This is a genomic window from Chromobacterium vaccinii (genome assembly GCF_000971335.1).
GTDB lineage: Bacteria > Pseudomonadota > Gammaproteobacteria > Burkholderiales > Chromobacteriaceae > Chromobacterium > Chromobacterium vaccinii.
The window spans coordinates 1-17,842 of the sequence record NZ_JZJL01000022.1 but is presented as its reverse complement, the minus strand read 5'-3'; the positions used below and the strand labels follow the sequence as shown (position 1 = coordinate 17,842).

At 66.4% G+C, this 17,842-nt stretch carries 16 protein-coding genes; 8 read left to right on the top strand and 8 right to left on the bottom strand.

The genetic code is table 11. The features are described from left to right. Positions 1-6 precede the first annotated feature (6 nt). From ispF to corA, 5 genes are all read left to right on the top strand, one after another. Positions 7-483, top strand: coding sequence for a 2-C-methyl-D-erythritol 2,4-cyclodiphosphate synthase (ispF, locus tag VL52_RS12215; protein ID WP_046157296.1), 477 nt, complete (start codon positions 7-9; stop codon positions 481-483). Between the two features lie 207 nt (positions 484-690). Beyond that, entirely contained in the window at positions 691-1,350 is a 660-nt protein-coding gene (rpiA, locus tag VL52_RS12210) for a ribose-5-phosphate isomerase RpiA (protein WP_021476967.1), read from the top strand. A 115-nt stretch (positions 1,351-1,465) separates the two neighbouring features. Continuing rightward, the gene (gene phoU, locus VL52_RS12205) at positions 1,466-2,170 is read left to right on the top strand and encodes a phosphate signaling complex protein PhoU (RefSeq protein ID WP_021476968.1); all 705 of its coding nucleotides are present in this window, start codon (positions 1,466-1,468) and stop codon (positions 2,168-2,170) included. A gap of 141 nt (positions 2,171-2,311) precedes the next feature. Beyond that, positions 2,312-3,805: an exopolyphosphatase gene (ppx, locus tag VL52_RS12200; RefSeq protein WP_235429287.1), complete on the top strand. Its 1,494-nt coding sequence runs from the start codon at positions 2,312-2,314 to the stop codon at positions 3,803-3,805. Positions 3,806-3,812: 7 nt separating this feature from the next. After that, on the top strand, positions 3,813-4,877 hold the full coding sequence (corA, locus tag VL52_RS12195) for a magnesium/cobalt transporter CorA (RefSeq protein ID WP_046157295.1): 1,065 nt from the start codon (positions 3,813-3,815) through the stop codon (positions 4,875-4,877). 57 nt (positions 4,878-4,934) lie between these two features. Here corA and pncA read toward each other — a convergent pair whose 3' ends face one another. Further along, positions 4,935-5,567 carry a bifunctional nicotinamidase/pyrazinamidase gene (pncA, locus tag VL52_RS12190; RefSeq protein WP_046157294.1) on the bottom strand — a complete coding sequence of 211 codons (633 nt, stop codon included), beginning with the start codon at positions 5,565-5,567 and terminating at the stop codon, positions 4,935-4,937. Positions 5,568-5,694: 127 nt separating this feature from the next. On the opposite strand from pncA, the gene VL52_RS12185 reads away from it, so the two are divergent. Both VL52_RS12185 and VL52_RS12180 read left to right on the top strand, forming a co-directional pair. Then, positions 5,695-8,040, top strand: a complete 2,346-nt coding sequence (locus VL52_RS12185; RefSeq protein ID WP_046157293.1) for a heavy metal translocating P-type ATPase — start codon at positions 5,695-5,697, stop codon at positions 8,038-8,040. Positions 8,041-8,076: 36 nt separating this feature from the next. Beyond that, the gene (locus tag VL52_RS12180) at positions 8,077-8,286 is read left to right on the top strand and encodes a heavy-metal-associated domain-containing protein (protein ID WP_046157292.1); all 210 of its coding nucleotides are present in this window, start codon (positions 8,077-8,079) and stop codon (positions 8,284-8,286) included. Positions 8,287-8,365: 79 nt separating this feature from the next. Here VL52_RS12180 and VL52_RS12175 read toward each other — a convergent pair whose 3' ends face one another. Then, the gene (locus tag VL52_RS12175; RefSeq protein ID WP_046157291.1) at positions 8,366-8,683 is read right to left on the bottom strand and encodes a DUF190 domain-containing protein; all 318 of its coding nucleotides are present in this window, start codon (positions 8,681-8,683) and stop codon (positions 8,366-8,368) included. A gap of 111 nt (positions 8,684-8,794) precedes the next feature. Then, a complete protein-coding gene (locus VL52_RS12170; RefSeq protein ID WP_046157290.1) occupies positions 8,795-10,690 on the bottom strand; it encodes a M14 family metallopeptidase in 1,896 nt (631 codons plus the stop codon). Positions 10,691-10,964: 274 nt separating this feature from the next. Between VL52_RS12170 and VL52_RS12165 the strand changes: the two genes are divergently transcribed. Then, positions 10,965-12,830 carry a S9 family peptidase gene (locus VL52_RS12165; protein WP_046157289.1) on the top strand — a complete coding sequence of 622 codons (1,866 nt, stop codon included), beginning with the start codon at positions 10,965-10,967 and terminating at the stop codon, positions 12,828-12,830. Between the two features lie 151 nt (positions 12,831-12,981). On the opposite strand, the gene chrA is transcribed toward VL52_RS12165, so the two are convergent. The 5 genes from chrA to lgt all read right to left on the bottom strand — a co-directional run bounded on the left by chrA (position 12,982) and on the right by lgt (position 17,583). Then, a complete protein-coding gene (gene chrA / locus VL52_RS12160) occupies positions 12,982-14,175 on the bottom strand; it encodes a chromate efflux transporter (protein ID WP_046157288.1) in 1,194 nt (397 codons plus the stop codon). Between the two features lie 60 nt (positions 14,176-14,235). Beyond that, a complete protein-coding gene (locus VL52_RS12155) occupies positions 14,236-14,943 on the bottom strand; it encodes an amino acid ABC transporter permease (RefSeq protein WP_235429285.1) in 708 nt (235 codons plus the stop codon). Then, positions 14,925-15,665 (bottom strand): amino acid ABC transporter permease, encoded by a 741-nt coding sequence (locus VL52_RS12150; protein ID WP_046157286.1) that lies wholly within the window; start codon positions 15,663-15,665, stop codon positions 14,925-14,927. The genes VL52_RS12155 and VL52_RS12150 overlap by 19 nt, the downstream gene beginning before the upstream one ends. An 80-nt stretch (positions 15,666-15,745) precedes the next feature. Beyond that, positions 15,746-16,549 carry an ABC transporter substrate-binding protein gene (locus tag VL52_RS12145; protein WP_046157285.1) on the bottom strand — a complete coding sequence of 268 codons (804 nt, stop codon included), beginning with the start codon at positions 16,547-16,549 and terminating at the stop codon, positions 15,746-15,748. Between the two features lie 182 nt (positions 16,550-16,731). Continuing rightward, complete coding sequence (gene lgt, locus VL52_RS12140; protein ID WP_046157284.1) at positions 16,732-17,583, bottom strand: prolipoprotein diacylglyceryl transferase; 852 nt, start codon at positions 17,581-17,583, stop codon at positions 16,732-16,734. Positions 17,584-17,842: the final 259 nt, after the last annotated feature.

The window sequence follows — 17,842 nt, the reverse complement described above, 5'->3', positions numbered from 1 at the left end:
AAGAACATGTTTCGCATCGGACAAGGCTACGACGTGCACCAATTGGTGGAAGGCCGCCCGCTGATCCTGGGCGGAGTGGACGTCCCGCACGACAAGGGCCTGCTCGGCCACTCGGACGCCGACGCGCTGCTGCACGCGATCACCGACGCGCTGCTGGGCGCCGCCGCGCTTGGCGACATCGGCCGCCATTTCCCGGACACCGCCGCCGAGTTCAAGGGCGCGGACAGCCGCGCGCTGCTGCGCGAAGCGGCGGCGCGGGTGCGGGCCGCCGGCTGGCGGCCGGTCAATGTGGACAGCACGCTGATCGCGCAAAAACCGAAGCTCGCGCCGCACATCGACGCGATGCGCGCCAATATCGCGGCGGATCTGGGGCTGGATGTCGGCGCGGTCAATGTCAAGGGCAAGACCAACGAGAAGCTGGGTTATCTGGGCCGCTGCGAGGCGATAGAGGCGCAGGCGGTCTGCCTGCTGATGCCGGCCTAAGCGCCGCGGCCAAAACCGCTGATCCAGAGCCGAGCCTCTGCGCCGCGTGGCTTGAATGGCCCGCCTTGGCGAGCCTCGGGCAACTTGCTCCGCAAGATTTTGAACAAGCGGCCAGGCGTCATGCCGGCGCAGTCCGCTTATGGGATAATCGCGCATCATCGCTCATGCCGGGCATGGGCGGCACAACACCAACCAGGAGGCCCCATCATGCTGACCCAGGATCAACTGAAACTCGCCGTCGCCAAAAAGGCGCTGGAATTCGTGCCGGAAGACGCCATCATCGGCGTGGGCACCGGCAGCACCGTCAATCTGTTCATCGAGGAATTGGCCGGCATCAAGGGGCGCATCAAGGGAGCGGTATCCAGCTCCGAGGCCTCCACCGCGCGGCTGAAGGCGCACCACATCCCGGTGTTCGACCTGAACGAAGTGGAAAAGCTGCCGGTGTATATCGACGGCGCCGACGAGATCAACCACCACCTGCACATGATCAAGGGCGGCGGCGCGGCGCTGACGCGCGAGAAGATCGTCGCCGGCGTGGCCGACGAGTTCATCTGCATCGCCGACGAGCAGAAGTACGTGGCGATGCTGGGCGCCTTCCCGCTGCCGATCGAGGTGATTCCGATGGCGCGCAGCTACGTCGCGCGCGAGCTGGTGCGTCTGGGCGGCCACCCGGAACTGCGCCAGGGCGTGACCACCGACAACGGCAACGTGATCCTGGACGTGCACGGCCTGCAGATCATGAAGCCGGTGGAGCTGGAGGAAATCATCAACCACATCGCCGGCGTCGTCACCTGCGGCCTGTTCGCCCGCCGCCGCGCCGACGTGCTGGTGCTGGGCAAGCAGAGCGGCGTGGAAGTGCTGCGCTGAGGCGAATCCTGTCCGTCCCGGCCGGCTGGACGCGGCCGGGCGAAGATGGCATGTCACGCGGCTGTCATCTGCTTGTCTTACAATTTACCATTTTCGCGAGATTTCCGAGGCAAACATGGCAGAACACATTTCCAAGCAGTTCGATCTGGAGCTGGAAACCATCCGTACCCGTGTGCTGCAGATGGGCGGCCTGGTGGAGCAGCAGATCCTGTCCGCCGTCGATGCCCTGATGGCCGGCGACGTGCCGCGCCTGGACAAGGTGATGGCCGAGGACGCGCTGGTCAACGCGATGGAAGTCGGCATCGACGACGACTGCCTGCACATCATCGCGCGCCGCCAGCCGGCCGCCAGCGATCTGCGCATCGTCTTCACCGTGATCAAGATCATCACCGATCTGGAGCGCATCGGCGACGAGGCGGCCAAGATCGCGCGGATGGGCAAGACCATCCACCAGTCCGAGCGTTTCCAGATGCCGCGCTTCCGCGAAATCGAGAAGATGGCCGACGTGGCGCTGGCGATGCTGCGCCGCGCGCTGGACGCCTTCGCCCGGCTGGACACCAGCGCCGCGCTGGAGCTGGCCGAGGAAGATCAGCGGCTGGACGAGAATTTCGCGTCCGAGCTGCGCCAGCTGATCACCTTCATGATGGAAGATCCGCGCACCATCAGCATGTCGATCGACACGCTGTTCATCTCCAAGGCCATCGAGCGCATCGGCGACCACGCCAAGAACATCTCCGAATACGTGGTCTATCTGGTCAAGGGCAAGGACATCCGCCACACCACGCTGGAAGACATCAAGCGCGAAACCATGGGGCGCTGAGCGGCGCGGTCCGGACATGACGCTGAGCGCAAAATGGCGGTAACATCTCGCGGTTACCGCCATTTTGCTTGCCGGGCGCGCAGGGCATTGTTCGCTCCGCTGCGGCCCCGCGGGCGCAACCGAACAAGAAAAGGGGTGTCCTTGACACACGCCACGCCCCCGCACACCGTGCTGGCCACCATCGATCTGGGTTCCAACAGCTTCCGGCTGCAAGTGTCCCGCGTGGTGGACGACCAGCTGTACGCCCTGGACGTGATGAAAGAAACCGTGCGCCTGGGCGCCGGCCTCACCGCAGACAAACACCTGAACGACGACACCCAGGAGCGCGCGCTGGCCTGCCTGGCCCGTTTCGGCGAGCGGCTGCGCGGCTTTGTGCCGGCCCAGGTCCGCGTGGTCGGCACCAACACGCTGCGCGTGGCCAGGAACGCGCCGGCCTTCATCTCCGAGGCCGAGGAGCGGCTGGGCTTCCCGATCGAAGTGATCGCCGGGCGCGAAGAGGCGCGGCTGATCTACCTGGGCGCCGCCCACTCGCTGCCGGACACCAAGGAGCGCCGGATGGTGGTGGACATCGGCGGCGGCTCCACCGAATTCATCATCGGCAGCCATTACAAGGCGCTGGTCACCGAAAGCCTGCCGCTGGGCTGCGTCAGCTACACGATGCGCTTTTTCCCGGACGGCAAGCTGACCCGCGGCAATTTCCGCGACGCCACGCTGGCCGCCCGCAACGAGATCCAGCGCATCCGCCACGAATACCGCCCCAGCGAGTGGCAGCTCGCCGTCGGCACCTCCGGCACCGCGCGCTCGCTGCGCGACGTGCTGGAGATCAACGACTGGAGCCGCGCCGACATCACCCTGGCCGGCATGGAGCAGCTGCGAGAAGTCCTGATCAAGCAGGGCAGCATAGACGCGGTCAAGGTAAACGGCCTGAAGGCCGACCGCGCGCCGGTGCTGGCCGGCGGCCTCGCCATCATGATCGCGGTGTTCGAGGAGCTGGAAGTCGAGAAGATGATCGTCACCGAGGGCGCGCTGCGCGACGGCGTGCTCTACGATCTGCTGGGCCGCCAGCGCGAGAAGGACATGCGCGACAGCACGGTGGCGCTGTTCAAGCGCCGCTACCACGCCGACACCCAGCAGGCCGAGCGCGTCAACCAGCTGGCCGAGCGCCTGTACCGGATGCTGGCCGGCGAGGACGTCGACCAGGACATGCTCAAGCGCCTGTCGTGGGCGGCCAAGCTGCACGAGATCGGCCTGACCATCGCCCACACCGCCTACCACAAGCATTCGGCCTATATCCTGCAGAACGCCGACATGCCGGGCTTCTCCAAGCGCGAGCAGGCCACGCTGGCCGCCATCGTGCTGGGCCACCGCGGCGACATGGGCAAGATGGCGCAATACATCAGCCAGCCGGCCTTGTGGCAGGCGGTGGTGGCGCTGCGCGTGGCGGTGCTGTTCTACCGCAGCCGCATCAACGCCGCGCTGCCGGCCGAGCTGGACCTGAGCCAGCACGCGCGCGGCTTCACGCTGTCGCTGAGCGGAGACTGGCTGGAGGCCAACCCGCTGTCGGCCAGCAGCTTCCAGCAGGAAGTGGGCCAATGGAAGAATGTCGGCTTCCAGCTCGACATCGTGCAGAAATAGGCCGTCCATGCGCCATCCGGAACTGAAGGAGAGGCTGCCGACGCTGGGCGAGCAGGCGGGAACGCTGCTGCCGGTGGGCGAGGCCAAGCACGCGGGCACCAAGCTGTCCTTGTTCGACTTCTGCGGCGACGAGGCGATCGAGCTGGCCGACTTGCCGCTGTCCAATCTGGCCAGCTACCGCCGCCGCGGCGAGGTGCTGTGGCTCAACGTCTATGGCCTGAGCGACGCCGCCGCCATCCAGGCGATAGGCGAGCGTTTCGGCTTGCACCCGCTGGTGCAGGAGGACATCCTCAACGCCCGCCAGCGGCCCAAGCTGGAGGACTACGAAGACTATCTGTTCCTGGCCTGCCGCGTGTTCGATTACCAGCAGGGCGGACGGCTGCAATCCGACCAGATGTACCTGGTGCTGGGCGACGGCTTCGTGCTGTCGTTCCAGGAGAAGCCCACCGGCGTGTTCGAGCAGGTGCGCGAGCGGCTGCGCAAGGGCCGAGGCGCGTTGCGCAGGCGCGGCGCCGACTACCTGGCCTATTCGCTGCTGGACGCCATCATCGACGACTACTTCGGCGTGCTCGGCCAGTTCAACGATAAGGTGGAGCGCACCGACGGCCAGCTGCTGGCAGGGCGCGACAACGGCGTGCTGCGCCAGATCCAGCGCCTGAAGCGCGATTGCCTGAAGCTCAGGCGCGCGCTGCTGCCGCTGCGCGAGGTGCTGCTGTCGCTGAACCGCGGCGACGAGGAGCGCTTCGGCGAGGATACCCGCGTCTATCTGCGCGACGCCTACGACCACGTGGTCCACGTGCTGGAATCGCTGGAAATGAACCGCGAGATGGTCGGCGACATGATGGACCTCTACCTGTCCACTCAGTCTCACCGGCTCAATCTGCAGATGCGGGTTCTGACGGTGATCACGATGATCTTCATGCCGCTGACGCTGATCGCCGGCATCTACGGGATGAACTTCGAGAACATGCCGGAGCTGAAGTGGCGTTACGGCTACTACGTGGTGCTGCTGGCGATGGGCGGGATTTCCGCCGGCATGGGCTGGTGGTTCTGGAAGCGGCGGTGGATTTGACCCGCTGGCGGGAAAAGCGAAACGGGGAGAGCGATTCTCCCCGTTTTTATTGTGGCGTCACACCTCGTCGGATCGCAGCCGCTTGACGCCGGCCTGGCGCATTTCCATCCAGGCTTCGGCCAGCGAACCGTCCATGTCTATCGCCCGGCAGGCATCCTCCACCACGAAAGTCTCGAAACCCGCGGCGCGGGCGTCGATGGCGCTCCAGGCGACGCAGAAATCGGTGGCGAGGCCGGCCAGCCATACCCTTTTGACGCCCAGGGCGTTCAAGTAAGCGGCCAGGCCGGTGGTGGCGGCGCGGTCGGCTTCGACGAAGGCGGAATAGCTGTCCACCTGGGCGTGGACGCCCTTGCGCACGATCAGCCGGGCGTGCTCGGTTTCCAGTTCGGGGTGGAAATCGGCGCCATGGCTGCCGGCGACGCAATGGTCCGGCCATAGCGTCTGCGGGCCGTAGGGCAGGTCCAAGCTTTGGAAGGGCTGCATGCCGGGATGGCGGGAGGCGAACGACACGTGCCCGGCCGGATGCCAGTCCTGGGTCAGCACCACGTTTTCGAACAGCAGCGACAGGTGGTTGATCAAGGGCACCACTTCGTCTCCGCCCGGCACGGCCAGTTCGCCGCCGGGACAGAAACTGTTCTGCACATCCACCACCAGCAATGCGCAGTCGGCACCATAACGTTTCAGGGGCATGGGACTACCTTGTTGTTGTCGTCTTCCATCTTGTTAACACGGGCAGGCCCGCCGGTAAAGGGGAGACGGGGCTTTTCGCGCTTGCGTTTAATACCCCGTGGGGGTATAAAGAGGGCAGGAGGATGCGATGACACAATCCCTGTTGACGCTGCCGGTCGCCGGCATGAGCTGCGCCGCCTGCGCGGCCCGCATCGAGAAGCAGCTGAACCGCATGGACGGCGTGGAAGCGGCGGTCAGCTTCGCCAACGAAAGCGCCCAGCTGCGCTACGACCCGGACCAAACCAACCCGCGGCAACTGGTGGACGCCATCGTCCGCTGCGGTTTCGACGTGCCGCGCCAGACGCTGGAGCTGGGCATCGGCGGCATGAGTTGCGCCGCCTGCGCGGCCCGGCTGGAAAAGGCGCTGGGCCGGCTGCCCGGCGTGGAGGCCAGCGTCAATTTCGCCGCCGAGTCGGCGCGGATCGATTACCTGCCGGGACTGACGGAGCGAGACCGGGTGCTGGAGGCGGTGCGCAAGGCCGGCTTCGAGCCCTCGCCGCGCGAGGACGGCGGCGGCGAGGCCGAGGCGGCCGCCCGCTACCGCCGCGAGCTGGCGTGGTTCGCCGCATCCGCGCTGCTGACGCTGCCTTTTCTGATTGAAATGGCGGCGATGTTCGCCGGCGGTCATCACGGCTGGCTGCCCAGGATGTGGCAGCTGGCGCTGGCGACCCCGGTGCAGTTCATTGTCGGCTGGCGCTTTTACCGCGGCGCCTGGCAGGCGCTGCGCGGCGGCGTCGCCAATATGGACGTGCTGGTGGCGCTGGGCACCAGCATGGCCTGGCTGTTGTCGGCCGCGGTGACCTTGCTGGGGCTGGAGGACCAGCACGTGTATTTCGAGGCCAGCGCGGCGGTGATCACGCTGGTGTTGCTGGGCAAGCTGCTGGAGGCGAGGGCCAAGGGCAAGACCTCGGCGGCGATCGCCGCGTTGGTGAAGCTGGCGCCCCGCACCGCCCGCGTCGAGCGCGGCGGCGAGCTGGTCGAGGTGGCGGTGGACAAGCTGCAGCGCGGCGACGTGGTGGTGGTGCGCCACGGCGACAGCCTGCCGGTGGACGGCGAGGTGGTGGACGGCCAGGCCTGGCTGGACGAGAGCATGCTGACCGGCGAGAGCCGGCCGGTGGCCAAGCAGGCCGGCGACAAGGTCTACGCCGCCACCCGCAACCAGGACGGCATGCTCAAGGTGCGCGCCACCGGCGTCGGCGGCGATACCCAATTGGCCGAGATCGTGCGCATGGTGGCGGCGGCCCAGGGCAGCAAGGCGCCGATCCAGCGTCTGGCCGACAGCATCTCGGCGGTATTCGTGCCGGCGGTCAGCGCGGTGGCGTTGCTGACCTTTGCATTGACCGGCTGGCTGGAAGGCGATTGGGCGCAGGCCCTGATCCACGCGGTGGCGGTGCTGGTGATCGCCTGCCCCTGCGCGTTGGGCCTGGCCACGCCGACCGCGGTGATGGTGGGAGTGGGCAATGGCGCGCGCCGCGGCATATTGTTCCGCAATGCCGCGGCGCTGGAGCAGGCCGGCAAGGTGGACGTGCTGCTGGTGGACAAGACCGGCACGCTGACCGAGGGCCGGCCGACGCTGCGCCACGCGCTGGCGTTCGACGGCGACGAAAACCGGCTGATCCAGCTGGCCGCCAGCGCCGAAGCCGGCTCCGAGCATCCGCTGGCCCACGCCTTGCTGCAGCGGGTGAAAGAGCTGGAGCTGCCCTTGCTGGCCTGCGAGCGTTTCCGCGCCGACGTCGGCAACGGCGTCGAGGCCGCGCTGCCGGGCGTGGGCGCGGTCAAGGCGGGCGTGCCGTCCTGGATCGGCCTGGACCTGCCGGCCGAAGCGTCCGCCTGGCCGCTGGAAGGATGCACGGTGGTGGCGGTCAGCCTGGACGACAAGCCGCTGGGCCTGCTGGCGCTGGCCGATCCGCTGCGGGGCAGTTCCAAGGCGGCGGTGGAAGCGCTGCGCAGGCTGGGCGTCAAGGTGGTGATGCTGACCGGCGACCACGAAAGCACCGCGCGCAGCATCGCCGCCGAAGCCGGCATCACAGAGTGGCGCGCCGGCATGAAGCCGCAGGACAAGGCCGGCGTGGTCAAGGATTGGCAACAGCAGGGCTGCAAGGTGGCGATGCTGGGCGACGGCGTCAACGATGCGCCGGCGCTGGCCGCGGCCGACGTCAGCCTGGCGATGGGCGCGGGCTCCGACGTGGCCATCGCCGCCGCGGACATCACGCTGATGCATGGCGATCTGGCGCACGCGGTGGACGCCATCCGCCTGTCGCGCGCCAGCCTGGCCAAGATCCGCCAGAACCTGGCCTTCGCCTTCGTTTACAACGTGCTGGGCATTCCGCTGGCGGCCGCCGGCATGCTGAATCCGGTGATCGCAGGCGCGGCGATGGCGGCGAGTTCGGTGTCGGTGGTGTCCAACTCTTTGCTGCTGCGCCGCTGGCGCTGAGGCTTGCAATCAACCCTTACCACGATGGAGATGAACATGGCAGAACTGATTTTGAACATAGACGGCATGACCTGCGGCGGCTGCGTGAAGAGCGTGACCGGTTTGCTGAGCGGCATGGCCGGCGTCAGCGACGCCCAGGTAAGTCTGGAGGACAAGCAGGCGCGCGTGGCTTACGACGCCGCGACGGTGTCGCCGGAGGAGTTGGCGGCGGCGGTGGCCGATGCCGGCTTCGATGTGACGTTCTGATTTTCCGCGTCGAGACCGCTCCGCCAGGCCTGGGGGGCGGTCTTCGCCATTCTCGGCCGCCCTGAGCCGAATGTCGGCCTTACTTCTCTCCCAGCATGCCGTATTCCACCGGCGTCTTCACGTAGAACACCTTGACGCCCTCGCCGCGCAGCCGGTCCAGCAATTGCTCGGCCTCCTGCGCGCTGAGCGCCATCGTCACTTCCTCAGGCTGGTCGGCCAATTCGAAGAAGCGGGCGGCGTGGATGCGGCGGTCGCCGCCGAAACCCTCGCTGGCGGCGAACAGCGTGGCGCCGCCTATGCCCAGCCTGCGGGCTTCCTGCAAGATCCATTCCGCTAGCGGCACGCCGTGATGGCGGTGTCCCTGCTGGGTGAAGAACGACAGTTGGTAGCCTTGCATCGCGGGGCCTCCTGGAGACGGATCACGGTTGAGTCGCGCCGTCGGCGGGCATGCCGTTCGCCGACACCTGCATTGTAGACCCGGCCGCCGTGGCGGGCGGCCGGAGCGTGCTCAGCGGATGATGCCCACCGGGTAGAGGTAGCGGTTGCTGTCGGCGAACGGCGTGCGCTCGTAGAACCAGTTGAGCCGGGCGTTGCGGTCCTTGGCGAATTTGGGGTCGGCCTTGAGCCTGGCGGCGAAGGCTTGGCGCAGCGCGGGGCTTTCGGCCAGCATGCGGCGCGCCATCGGCTCCATCACATAGGCTTCCGGCGCTTCCGCCGAGGTCAGGTTGGCGTTGAAGAAGCCCCAGCTGAGGAAGGAGTCCGGACTGGATGGCTCCAGCAGCACCATGGCCAGCGCGCCCAGCGGCTGATCGGGATCGATGACGACAGAGCCGGCCGGATAAGTGACCTTGCGCGGCATCGCCACCGGCTTGCCGCTGATCAGCAGCCGGCCTTCGTAGCCGGGGATCTTGTCGGCCGACTCGCGGTCCGGTTCGAACGGCGTGCCCAGCTTGACCTCGTCCAGCCGGTAGGCGGTGACGTCGAGCGTGGTCGGCTGCTCCAGCGTGCTCATCGCGATGCCATGCGTCTTCAGCCGCTCTATCACTTCCCGCCATTGCGCCGGCACCACGTAGGCCTTGGGCCGCGCGACGACCAGGTCGGGCTCGGACTGCGGCGTGATCGGGATCTTGTAGTTCTGCGGCTGGTTGCTCCAGCGCACGATCTTGTCGCCGGTGACCGGCGATTGCGCCTTGTCGAATTTCACGCCCTTGAAGTCCACCATCTGCGGCTGACCATCGGCCGCTTTCCAGGTCAGCGTCACGTTCTTGGGGCGCGCCGCGCGGTCCTGGGCGATGGCGGCGCGCAGGCTGTCCTTGTTGGCGGCCACGCTTTCCAGGATGGCTTTGTACAGCGCGTAATTGCCCAGCACCTGCTGCCGGTACGGCTTGAGCGCGTGCAGTTCCACCAGGATGGCGGGGATGCCGCGCACGTCGGCGTACTGGTTGGAGAAGCGCGCCAGATCGCTGTAGTAGGGGTAGTAGCCCTTGCTGATGTCCTCGTTGTCGTTCATCGAGATGCAAACATTGGGCTCGTGGCCGTAGGCGCGCAGCTCGCGGTAGACATAGGGCGTCATCACCTGGTCCATCCAGCGGCTGGATGCCGGCGACCAGCCCTGGCCGTTGTTGCAGTAAGTGACGTCGTACCGGTAGTTGACGCCGTCGGTGCTGTGGGTGTCGATGAAGAAGTCCGGCTGGTATTGGCCGAGCGCGCGCGCCACGTTGCGGATTTCCGGGCTGTCCAGCTTGGCGAAGTCGCGGTTCAGGTTGAGGTTGCGGCTGTTGACGCGCCAGCCGGTCTCGTCGGGGCCGTTCTGGTTGATGCGGCCGTATTTGCCGTAGCGCACGTCGCCGTCGATGTTGACGGTGGGAACGAACAGGATGTTCACCTTGTCCAGCAAGGCGCGCTGGGCGCCGCCCACGGTCAGGTCGCGCAGCAGCATCAGGCCGGCATCCTTGCCGTTGGCCTCGCCTGGGTGGATGCCGGCCTCGATGTAGACAGTCGGCTTGCCGGAAGCCTTGAGCCCGGCGGCCGACTTGTCGGCGCTGCTGGAGACCACCGCCATCATGAATGGCCGGCCTTCGCCGGTTTTTTCCTCCAGCGCGGTCAACTGGATCAGGTCCGGTTTCGCCGCCGCCAGCCTTTGCAGATAGGCCAGCGTCTCCGGGTAGGGCGGCGTGTGGGCGAAGCCGGACGCTTCCAGCGGCGTGGACCACGGATCGTCCTTGGCGACGGCGAACCGCTGGCTCTTGCCGCTCCAGGGGATGTCCGGCGGCAGCACGCGCTGGCCGGCGGACTGGAGAAACTGGCCGGGATCGACGTAGTCCGGCGCGGCGGGCGAGGCGGCTGCGGGCAGGCTGGCCAGCGCGGCGGCGAGAAATGTCAGCGAAGGGAGGAGGCGGCTCATCGTATGCTCCGGGAGTGAGGATCGCGCCAGCTTACGCCTTGTGCCGCTGCTTTCTGATTGCCTGATTCATCCTGCTTGATGGCTGTCAAACACGGGGTTTTTCCTGCTTTTTATCTGTGGTTTTTGTTGTGAAAGTTTTAGTTAATATAAATTCAATTCGCATATTGATGCCGAGATGGCCTGGCGGTAACATCATTTTCCGCGCGCATGCCGCGCTTGGCACCGGGCCGCAGCGCTGGCCGGATTCCACGTCCTCACCAAGAAAGAAACCGCGTTGAAAACGAAAACTCTGACTGTGCTGCTGGCGTCGCTATTGTCCGGCTCCGCGCTGGCGGCGGACATCCCGCTGCGCGACTTTTTCCGCAATCCCGAGCAAAGCAACTTCACGGTATCGCCGGACGGCAAGAGCGTGGCCTTCCTGTCGCCGTGGGAGTCGCGCCGCAACATCGTGGTGCGTCGGCCAGGCCAGCCTGACAAGCGCGTCACCGCGATCAAGGACCGCGACCTGTCCGGCTATTTCTGGAAGGGCAACGACAGGCTGGTCTACGTCAAGGACAATGCCGGCGACGAGAATTTCCACCTGTACAGCGTGGACCTGAAAAGCGGCAAGACCCGCGATCTGACGCCGTTTCCCGGCGTGCGCGCCGAGATCGTCGACGGCCTGGTCGACAACGACAGGCAGCTGCTGATCAGCTTGAACAAGCGCAACCCGGAAATCTTCGACGTCTATCGCATCGATCTGCAAACCGGCAAGCTGACGCTGGAGGCGGAAAACCCGGGCAAGGTCACCAGTTGGGAAAGCGATCACAAGGGCAATATCCGCATCGCCATCGAGACCGACGGCGTCAACAATACCGTGCTGTACCGCGACCAGCCGGGCGGCAAGTTCCGCAAGCTGCTTTCCACCACCTTCCGCGAGAGCTTCTCGCCGCTGTTCTTCACCTTCGACAACCAGCGTTTCTACGCCGCCAGCAACCTGGGCCGCGACAAGACCGCCATCGTCGAGTACGACCCGAAGACCAATAAGGAGATCAAGGAAATCTACGCTCGCAATGATGTGGACGTGGACGGCCTCAACTACTCGCACAAGCGCAAGGTCATCACCTGCGCCGGTTTCGAAACCGACAAGCCGGGCCGCGAGTGCTTCGATCCGCAATCGCGCGAGCTGTACGCCAAGCTGCAGTCCCACTTCCCGGGCTATCAGGTGGACATCACCTCCGGCAACCGCAACGAAGACCGCTTCGTGGTGGCGGCCTGGAACGACAAGACCCAGGGCAAGCGCTATCTGTACGACAAGAAGAGCGACAGGCTGACGTTGCTGGCCGAGATCACGCCATGGCTGCCGGCCGACAAGATGGCCGCCATGAAACCCATCCAGTACCAGAGCCGAGACGGCCTGACCATCAACGGCTATCTGACGCTGCCAAAGGGCAAGGAAGACGCCAAGGGCCTGCCGGTGATCGTCAATCCGCATGGCGGCCCATGGGCTCGAGACAGCTGGCGCTTCAATCCGGAAGTGCAGTTCTTTGCCAACCGCGGCTGGGCGGTGCTGCAGATGAACTTCCGCGGCTCCACCGGCTATGGCCGCCAGTTCTGGGAAGCCTCGTTCAAGGAGTGGGGCGGCAAGATGCAGGACGACGTCACCGACGGCGTAGACTGGCTGGTCAAGCAAGGCGTGGCCGATCCGAAGAAGGTGTGCATCTACGGCGGCAGCTACGGCGGCTACGCCACCTTGTCCGGCATCACCAAGACGCCGGAACTGTACCGCTGCGCGGTGGATTACGTCGGCGTGTCCAACCTGTTCACCTTCATGACCACCATTCCGCCGTACTGGAAGCCGTTCCTGGATTCGATGTACGATATGGTGGGCAATCCGGAGAAGGACAAGGAACTGCTGCGGGAGCGCTCGCCGGTGTTCCACGTCGACCGCATCCAGTCGCCGCTCTTGGTGCTGCAGGGCGCCAAAGACCCGCGCGTCAACATCAACGAGTCCAACCAGATCGTCGACGCGTTGAAGAAGCGCGGCGTGGACGTCGAGTACATCGTCAAGGACAACGAAGGCCACGGCTTCCACAACGAGGAAAACCGCTTCGCCGCCTATGGCGCGATGGAGCAGTTCTTCAAGAAATATCTGGACTGATCGGCTACCACGCCAGTCATCTCAGCCCGCCTTCAGGCGGGCTTTTCCATTTAGACCCGCTAACAAAACTTCTGATCCTGAGCTGCGCCTCCTTGTCGTATGACCGACACTGCCTGTGTTCAGGTTCTCTGCGAAGTTTGGTTCGCGGCGCTTACAGCATCAGCCATCCGGTCGCCGCGCACAGGCCCACCACCAGCCAGGGAGGAAGCTTCCATGCGGCCAGCGCCAGCAGAGCCAGCAGAGCGGCGGCGAAATCGGCCGGCGCGCGCACCGCGCTGCTCCAGGCCGGGTGGTACAGCGCGGCCAGCAGCAGGCCCACCACCGCCGCGTTGACGCCGGCCAGCGCAGATTGGGCGGCGGGCGCGGCGCGCAGCCGGCGCCAGAACGGCAGAGCGCCCGCCAGCAGCAGGAAGCCGGGCAGGAAGATGGCGACCAGCGCCAGCGCGCCGCTTTGCCAACTGCCGTCGCCGGCCGCGCCCAGAAACGCGGCGAAGGCGAACAAGGGGCCCGGCAGCGCCTGCGCCGCGCCGTAGCCGGCCAGGAAGGCGTCCCTGGGCACCCAGCCGCTGGCGACGGCCGCGGTTTCCAGCAGCGGCAACACCACGTGGCCGCCGCCGAACACCAGCGCGCCGCTGCGGTAGAAAGCGTCGAACAGCTCCAGCCGGTAGCCGGGCCAGGCCGCGGCCAGCAGCGGCAGGCCTGCCAGCAGCGCGAAGAACAGCGCCAGCCAGATCGCGCCGCGGCGGCGGCTGGGCGTCGTAGCGTCGTCGGCAATGGAAACGCCCGGAGCGGTAGCGGCCAGCCACAGGCGTCCGGCCGCGCCGGCCAGCGCGATGACGGCCAGCGGCAGCCAGGGCGCGGCGATCAGCAAGGCCAGGCAGCAGGCGATGGCCATCAGCGTCAGCCGCGGCGGGTCCGGGCACAATTGGCGAGCCATGCTCCATACCGCCTGCGCCACCACCGCCACCGCGGCCAGCTTCAGTCCATGCAAGACGCCGGGCGGAACGGCCTGCGCGTGATGCGACAGGCCCAGCGCCAGCAGCAGCATCAGCAGCGCCGACGGCAGCGTGAAGCCCAGCCAGGCGGCCAGCGCGCCGGCCAGGCCGCCGCGCGACAGGCCCAGCGCCATGCCGACCTGGCTGCTGGCAGGTCCCGGCAGAAACTGGCACAGCGCCACCAGGTCGGCGTAGTCGCGCTCCGGCAGCCAGCGGCGGCGCTCGACGAATTCGGCGCGGAAATAACCGAGATGGGCGACCGGGCCGCCGAACGAAGTCAGGCCCAGCTTCAGGAAAACCAGCAGGATGCGCCAGAAGCCGCGGTCATTCGCCGCATGTGGTGGATGCATGGCATGAAAGGGGTGGGGAAACAGCGCCACCTTAGCGGAAAACGCCGCCGCCTTGAAGCGCTACGGCTGCGCCAGCGGCTGCCGCCAGCGCCGCGCGCCCCAATGCCCCAGCAACTGCAGCAGGCCGCACAACAGCAGGTAACCGACGGCGATGGCGCTGAATATCTCCAGCGGATAAACCTGCTCGCGGTTGTTGACCTGGGTGGCGACGAAGGTGAACTCGGCGACGCCGACGATGTAGGCCAGCGAGCTGTCCTTCAGCAGCGACACCCACTGGTTGACGAAGGAGGGCAGCATGATGCGCAGCGCCTGCGGCAGGATCAGCCAGCGCAGCGTCTGCCAGCGGGAGAAGCCTAGCGCCAGTCCGGCGTGCCATTGGCCGCGGCCCACCGCCGTCAGGCCGGCCAGCACCGCCTGGCCCAGATAGGCCGAGTGGATCAGCGCCAGCGCCAGGATCACCGTCAGCAGGCCGGGAACGTCTATGCCGAACAGCAGCGGCAGCAGGAAATAGCACCAGAAGATCAGCATCAGCACCGGGATCGCGCGCAGCACCGCGGTGGCGGCGGCCAGCGCGCGCCGCAGCGCCGGCCCGCCCATCAGCTGCGCGATGCCCAGCATCAGCCCCAGCCCGCTGGCCAGCAATGCCGCGGCCAGGCTCAGCGCCGCAGTCAGCAGCAGGCCGCCCGGTTCGCCGCCGGACAGGTTGCCCCACAGCAGGTAGTCGAGATTGTCCTGTATCACCGGCGGGATCATCGCAGTGTTCTCCATTCAGGCTCCGGCCGCTGGGCCAGCAATTGGGTGATCAGCACCAGGATCAGATACAGCGCGGTGGCGGCGGCGAAGGACTGGAAGGCCAGCAGGGTTTCGGTCTCCACCTGGCGCGAGGCGTAAGAGAGCTCGGCCAGGCCGATGGCCATCGTCAGCGAGGTGTTCTTGACGATGGCGGTGTACTGGCCGACCAAGGGCCGCTTCACCAGCTGCCAGGCTTGCGGCAGCACCACCAGGCCCAGCGCCTGCCAGCCGCTCATGCCCAGCGCGCGCGCCGCCAGCCGCTGGCCCTTGGGCACCGCGTTGAGCCCGGCCTGCAATTCGCCGCTGATGAAGGCGGCGCTGTACAGCGTCAGCGCGGTGAAGGCGGCCAGGAATTCGAACGACGGCCACGGCAGGGCCAGACCGAAGGGCAGCGCCAACGCGCGCGGCGTGTTCAGCCAGATTTTCGCCTCGTCCGGCAGCAGGCCGGACACGCCGAAATACCACAGCAGCAGCTGCACCATCAGCGGCGTGTTGCGATGCAGCTCCAGGAACAGCCGCGTCGCCAGCCGCAGCGGCCGCGGGCCGCCGTCCTGCAGCGCGGTCAGCGCGACGCCGAGCAGGCTGGCGGCGGCGATGACCAGCAGCGACAGCCAGCCGGTCAGCAGCGCGCCCTTGCCCAGCCAGACGAGATAGTGCGGCTCCAGCCAGTTGTGGCCGAGCCAGGCGGGTGGGGTCATGCGTGTGTCTTTCTACCGAACGTCGAAACGGCAAAACCGCCGGCGGGAACCGGCGGTTGCGAGGCGGGACGAGCCTGGGATCAGGCCGCGTCGCCGATCTTGAAGTCGCGCGGCAGCGGCGCCTTGGTCTTGGGGCCGAACCAATGGTCGTAGATCTTGGCCGCGTCGCCGCTCTTTTCCAGTTCGCGCAGCGTCTCGTTGACCACCTTGGTCAGCCGCGCCTCGCCCTTGGGCAGGCCGATGGCCTGGAATTCGCGGGTCAGCGTGAACGGCGCCAGTTCGTACTTGGCCTTGTCCGGCGCGTTGGCCAACAGCGCGGCCAGCTTGGAGCCGTCCTGGGTGATGGCCTGGACGTTGCCGTTGCGCAGCGCGGTGAAGGCCAGCGGGGTGTCGTCATAGGCGACGACGGTGGTCTTCGGGTACTTGTCGCGCAGGTACACTTCCTGGGTGGTGCCCTTGTCCACGCCTACGCGCAGGCCGGCCAGCTGCTCCGGCTTCTGCAGCGCGCCCTTGCGGACGATGAACTGCTGGCCGGAGGCGAAGTAGGGCAGGCTGAAGTCCACTTGCTTCTTGCGCTCGTCGGTGACGGTGAAGTTGGCGGCGACGATGTCGGCCTTGCCGGACACCAGCAACGGCACGCGGTTGGCCGGGTTGGTCGGGATCAGTTGCAGCTTCACGCCCAGTTTCTTGGCGATATGCTGGGCCACGTCGACGTCCAGGCCGGAAATCTGGCGGGTCTTGGCGTCCAGGAAGCCGAACGGCGGGTTGCTGTCGAAGGCGGCGACGCGCAGCACGCCGGCTTTCTTGATGTCATCCAGGCGGTCGGCCAGGGCGGCGGTGGAAGTCAGGGCAACGGCGAGTGCGAGGGCAATGGTCTTTTTCATGGCGAGCCTTGTAGGGTTGTTTGCCGATGTGAAGCTGATTGCCGCCATCTTACCCGAATGAATTAATATCCAGAAATTATAAAAAATTAGTTATATATTCCGGAATTTGTTATAAAGCTGGCGTGTCGCGTTTGCCGGGAGCAAAAAAGGCCGGGATGTCCCGGCCCTTCGCATCAAAACGCTCAGCCCTGTTTGCGCCGGCCGAAGAATACCAGCAGCCCGATGCCGATCACGATCATCGGCAGGCTCAGCCACTGGCCCATGCTGATCACGTCGGACTTGCCGAAGATGCCGGCGTCCGGATTGCGGAAGTATTCGCTGATGAAGCGGGCCAGGCCGTAGCCGATCAGGAACAGCGCCGACACCTTGCCGGTGGCGCGCGGCTTGGCGCTGTAGATCCACAGCGCGCCGAACAGCACGATGCCCTCCAGCGCGAATTCGTACAGCTGCGACGGGTGTCGCAGCAGGCCGCCGTACTGCATCAGCATGTTCATCAGGTCGGCCGATTGCTGGGCCTCGGCGATGTCCTCCATCCGAGCCTGCGGGAACAGCATCGCCCACGGCAGGTCCGGGCTGGCCACGCGGCCCCACAGCTCGCCGTTGATGAAGTTGCCGACGCGGCCGGCGGCCAGGCCCAGCGGCACCAGCGGCGCGACGAAGTCGGTCAGCTGCCAGAAGCCGCGGCCCACCTTGCGGCCGTAGATCGCCACCGCGATCAGCACGCCGAGGAAGCCGCCGTGGAAGGACATGCCGCCTTTCCACACCATGAAGATTTCCAGCGGATGGCTGAAGTAGTAGCCAGGCTGGTAGAACAGCACCTCGCCCAGGCGGCCGCCCACCACCACGCCGACCGCGCCGTACATCAGCATGTCGTCCAGCTGCGGCACGGTGAGCACGTCGTTGCCGTTTTTCAGGCGGTATTTGCCCATGGTGAGGAACAGGGCGAAGCCCAGCAGGTACATCAGGCCGTACCAATGAACGGCCAGCGGGCCCAGGTGGATGGCCACCGGATCGAACTGAGGATGAATCAGCATTTGTCAGTGATGTGCGTTTGCGGTAAAAGAAATGTGACGAGATTATACGGAAAGCGTTCCCCGCCGTCGCGCCGCTTACCCGCGGCGTCGCGGCACCCTGGTCGGTCCACACGGCACCCGCGGACCGACCGCCGCCAGCTTACCCTGCTGGCGTGACGGAACGGCGACCGGTTTTGTTTACAGATCAAGGAAGCATCATGCCTCAATACCGCTCCCGCACTTCCACCGCCGGCCGCAACATGGCGGGTGCCCGCGCGCT

Coding starts and splice junctions, on each gene's coding strand:
- VL52_RS12170 (WP_046157290.1), bottom strand. CDS start 10,690: ATGAGCCGCCTCCTCCCTTCGCTGACATTTCTCGCCGCCGCGCTGGCC.
- VL52_RS12150 (WP_046157286.1), bottom strand. CDS start 15,665: ATGACCCCACCCGCCTGGCTCGGCCACAACTGGCTGGAGCCGCACTAT.
- VL52_RS12185 (WP_046157293.1), top strand. CDS start 5,695: ATGACACAATCCCTGTTGACGCTGCCGGTCGCCGGCATGAGCTGCGCC.
- chrA (WP_046157288.1), bottom strand. CDS start 14,175: ATGCATCCACCACATGCGGCGAATGACCGCGGCTTCTGGCGCATCCTG.
- lgt (WP_046157284.1), bottom strand. CDS start 17,583: ATGCTGATTCATCCTCAGTTCGATCCGGTGGCCATCCACCTGGGCCCG.
- corA (WP_046157295.1), top strand. CDS start 3,813: ATGCGCCATCCGGAACTGAAGGAGAGGCTGCCGACGCTGGGCGAGCAG.
- ispF (WP_046157296.1), top strand. CDS start 7: ATGTTTCGCATCGGACAAGGCTACGACGTGCACCAATTGGTGGAAGGC.
- VL52_RS12175 (WP_046157291.1), bottom strand. CDS start 8,683: ATGCAAGGCTACCAACTGTCGTTCTTCACCCAGCAGGGACACCGCCAT.
- VL52_RS12155 (WP_235429285.1), bottom strand. CDS start 14,943: ATGGAGAACACTGCGATGATCCCGCCGGTGATACAGGACAATCTCGAC.
- phoU (WP_021476968.1), top strand. CDS start 1,466: ATGGCAGAACACATTTCCAAGCAGTTCGATCTGGAGCTGGAAACCATC.
- pncA (WP_046157294.1), bottom strand. CDS start 5,567: ATGCCCCTGAAACGTTATGGTGCCGACTGCGCATTGCTGGTGGTGGAT.
- rpiA (WP_021476967.1), top strand. CDS start 691: ATGCTGACCCAGGATCAACTGAAACTCGCCGTCGCCAAAAAGGCGCTG.
- VL52_RS12145 (WP_046157285.1), bottom strand. CDS start 16,549: ATGAAAAAGACCATTGCCCTCGCACTCGCCGTTGCCCTGACTTCCACC.
- VL52_RS12180 (WP_046157292.1), top strand. CDS start 8,077: ATGGCAGAACTGATTTTGAACATAGACGGCATGACCTGCGGCGGCTGC.